The 3063-nt window shown below is 69.8% G+C and carries 6 protein-coding genes; 2 read left to right on the top strand and 4 right to left on the bottom strand.

The features are described from left to right. The coding region (locus MTR62_RS20565; protein ID WP_244024462.1) for a biliverdin-producing heme oxygenase at nt 1-354 on the top strand (354 nt) is incomplete at its 5' end. After that, nucleotides 347-814, top strand: a complete 468-nt coding sequence (locus tag MTR62_RS20570) for a YbaN family protein (RefSeq protein WP_244024464.1) — start codon at nt 347-349, stop codon at nt 812-814. The genes MTR62_RS20565 and MTR62_RS20570, both read left to right, overlap by 8 nt. Here MTR62_RS20570 and MTR62_RS20575 read toward each other — a convergent pair. The 4 genes from MTR62_RS20575 to MTR62_RS20585 form a co-directional block, all read right to left on the bottom strand. After that, nucleotides 811-1065, bottom strand: a complete 255-nt coding sequence (locus MTR62_RS20575) for a class I SAM-dependent methyltransferase (RefSeq protein WP_244024466.1) — start codon at nt 1063-1065, stop codon at nt 811-813. The genes MTR62_RS20570 and MTR62_RS20575 overlap by 4 nt on opposite strands. Before the next feature lie 209 nt (nt 1066-1274). Then, entirely contained in the window at nt 1275-1403 is a 129-nt protein-coding gene (locus MTR62_RS21390; RefSeq protein ID WP_268739986.1) for a hypothetical protein, read from the bottom strand. Nucleotides 1404-1441: 38 nt separating this feature from the next. Continuing rightward, nucleotides 1442-2467: an FAD:protein FMN transferase gene (locus MTR62_RS20580; RefSeq protein ID WP_244024468.1), complete on the bottom strand. Its 1026-nt coding sequence runs from the start codon at nt 2465-2467 to the stop codon at nt 1442-1444. Between the two features lie 19 nt (nt 2468-2486). Beyond that, a partial coding sequence (locus MTR62_RS20585) for a DUF4198 domain-containing protein (RefSeq protein ID WP_244024471.1) occupies nt 2487-3063 on the bottom strand: 577 nt, incomplete at its 5' end.

The following is a 3063-nucleotide window of genomic DNA, read 5'->3' on the forward strand; positions in this document are numbered from 1 at the left end:
GCCGATCTCGGGCTCGAACCGCTCGACCGCGGCGAGCCGGTGTTCGCAGCGGGCGCGGCCATCGACCGGGCGAGCGCGCTGGGCTGGCTCTACGTCTCCGAGGGCTCCAACCTGGGCGCCGCACTGCTGCGCAAGGCGGTGGCGCCGCTCGGCCTGTCCGACGATTTCGGGGCGCGCCATCTTGCCCCTGCGCCCGAAGGCCCCGCCGCGCACTGGCGCGAATTCGTCGCCGCACTCGACACCGTGCCGCTCGACGCCGAAGAAGAGGCCCGCGCGACCGAGGCCGCGCGCCGCGCCTTCGTCCACGTCCAGGCGCTGGCCGACGCCTGCCTGGCGGAGCAGCGCCTTGGCTGAACCGAGCCTCGCCCCCGGCGAAACCGAGCCCGGCCCTCAGCTCGTCACCAGCCGCGTCGTGCGCACGATCTGGCTTGGCGCCGGGCTGGCGCTGATCGGGCTGGGCGTGATCGGACTGTTCCTGCCGCTGGTCCCCACCTTCGATTTCCTGATCCTCGCGCTGCCCTGCCTCGCGCGCTCCTCTCCCCGGCTCGAAAGCTGGCTGCTCAACCACCCGCGACTAGGTCCGGGGCTCAAGGCGTGGAAGGAAAACCGTGCGGTCACCCGCACCGGCAAGCGCATGGCGATCCTGGGCATGTCGGCGGGCTTTGCGCTCTTCGTGATCCACGCCAGGCCAAGCCTGTTCGTCGCGGTCGCGGTGGGCCTCGCCATGGGTACCGCCGCGCTGTGGGTGATCAGCCGACCGGAGGCCAAAACCTCCAACAGGGAAAAAGGGAATAACGACGATTCAAGGGGTTAACACCCCTTGCCCCCGGACTGCCGACCGCATCTCCCGCGCGCGCCTGTTGGCGCATGAGCGGTGGGGTCGATGCCGATCACCGCTGCAAAGACCGCGCCAAGCGCCTGCGTGAACTGGCCATTGCCGCATCCCACGTCAAGCGCGACGCGCCGCGCGGGCGCGAGACGCGCCAGTTCCTGCGCCAGTGCGGCGGGATAGTCGGGCCGAAAGCGCGCATAATCCGCGCCGCCCTGATCGAACCAGTTCGCCATTCCCGCCACCCTAGTGGATTGATTTTGACATTTGCATCCCCTGGCGGCTGGTATGGGCCTGCAAATGTCAAAATCGTAAAATCCACTAAAATCAAATGAATGCTAGTGGTTCGAAGAGATTCTGACATTTGAGCACGCCCTATCCGATAGGGTACCAAATGTCAGAATCGAACCACTAGCCCCGCCGGACCGGCCCACCAACCCCGGCGTTAGGTATCGATCATCCGCACGAGCGCGGGGGAAATCCATTCGCGCACCAGCCCCCCCTCGCGCAGCAGGAGACGCGCGGCGAGGTCATGGGTGCGGCACGCGCGCTTTGCCGCTGCGGGCTCGAGCACGCCGAGCGNCCCGCCGGACCGGCCCACCAACCCCGGCGTTAGGTATCGATCATCCGCACGAGCGCGGGGGAAATCCATTCGCGCACCAGCCCCCCCTCGCGCAGCAGGAGACGCGCGGCGAGGTCATGGGTGCGGCACGCGCGCTTTGCCGCTGCGGGCTCGAGCACGCCGAGCGCGCTCGCCCAGGCGTCGGCCCACATCGCCGAGGCGTGGACGACGCTGACCGCCAGCGCATGGCCGACCGGCTGTCCGCTGCGCGGATCGATCGTGTGGCGCCCGCGCACATAATCGCCCGAAGTCGCCACCGCCAGCTGGTGGAGCGCCACCCGCAAGGGGGCAATGCCCATCACCGGCGTATCGAGATCAACCCACCAGGGATCGCCATCGGGCCGCAGGCCCAGGCCCGCAAATTCACCGCCGATCTCGACCAGCGCGTGGCCGATCCCCCGTTCGCGCAGCAGCGCGGCGAGCGCATCGACCGCAAAGCCCTTGGCAATCCCCGACAGGTCGAGCCAGACCCCGCCGGGCTGGCGCAGCCGCGCAGTCTGCGGTTCCCACGCAAGCCGCGCGCAACCCGAAGCCCGGCGCGCCGCGTCGAGCGCACGCGCATCCGTCCGGTCGCCCGGCGGGGTATCAGCGAGGTCGGGCCCGTGCCCCCAGTGGCACACCAACCGCCCGATCGCCGGGTCGAACGCCCCGTCGCTCTGCGCGTGCACGGTCAACGCGCAGGCGATCACGCGCGCAAAATCGGCCGGCAGGATCGCCCAGTGCCCCGCAGGCGCGCGGTTGAACCGGCCCAGCGCCGAATCCACGCGCCAGTGGCTCATCTGCGCAAGGATCACCTCGAGCCGATGAGCGATGGCCCCCACCAGCTCGCCCGGCACGAAGCGGCCTGCCGGAGCCGCAAGACGCACCCGCCAGAGCGTCCCCATCGTCTCCCCGCCGATCTCGAACAGATCGGCCTCGGGTCTCCAGCCGACCAGCGCCTGCGGGTCGATCGCGCCGGGCAGCGCCAGACGCACGGGCTGCGGGTCTGGCGCCGGGGAAACGCAGGACAGGGTCATGACCGTCTCGTTCAAGGGGTCAGGGCGCCGGGACTTCCACCGTCATGGTGTAGCTCATGCGCCGTTCGCTGGCCCTGGGTTCGCTCGGGTGGTTGTCGGTCAGGCTCGCGCTGATCCAGTACATGCCCGCAACCGTCCATTTGATGCGCACCAGACCGTCGGGCCCGGTGGTCAGTTCCTGTGCATCTTCCTGCTCACGAAACTTCTTTTCGCCGGGGATGACGGTGACCTTCACGCCCGCCGCCGGCTTGCCATCGACGAGAAAGCGGAACTGCCCCTCCTCATCGGCGACGAGCGCGTCGGGGTGCGTGACCGGGTCGAGCTGCAGCCCCTTGCCGCTGGTGTCGAACACCGTGCGGGTGGGCGCATCGGCGGTGACGAAGATGTAGTTCGCCATCTGGCTTTCGACCAGATGGACGTCGGTCGCACCTGCGGGAATGTCGGCCACGCTCGCCACGCTCTTCATCGGGGCGCGCGGGCCACCTTCACCACCGGGACCACCGGGACCACCCGGACCGCGCTCACCGCCCGGTGCCATACCCCCGGCTCCGGGACCACCCGGCGCGCCAGCGGGAGCGCCGCCCGGCCCGCCCGGA

The organism is Novosphingobium organovorum, from assembly GCF_022832435.1.
In the GTDB taxonomy this organism is placed as follows: domain Bacteria; phylum Pseudomonadota; class Alphaproteobacteria; order Sphingomonadales; family Sphingomonadaceae; genus Novosphingobium; species Novosphingobium organovorum.

What these genes read in the sequence shown, in the direction of transcription:
- MTR62_RS20575 (WP_244024466.1), bottom strand. Translation starts at nt 1,065, where the DNA reads ATGGCGAACTGGTTCGATCAGGGCGGCGCGGATTATGCGCGCTTTCGG.
- MTR62_RS20580 (WP_244024468.1), bottom strand. Translation starts at nt 2,467, where the DNA reads ATGACCCTGTCCTGCGTTTCCCCGGCGCCAGACCCGCAGCCCGTGCGT.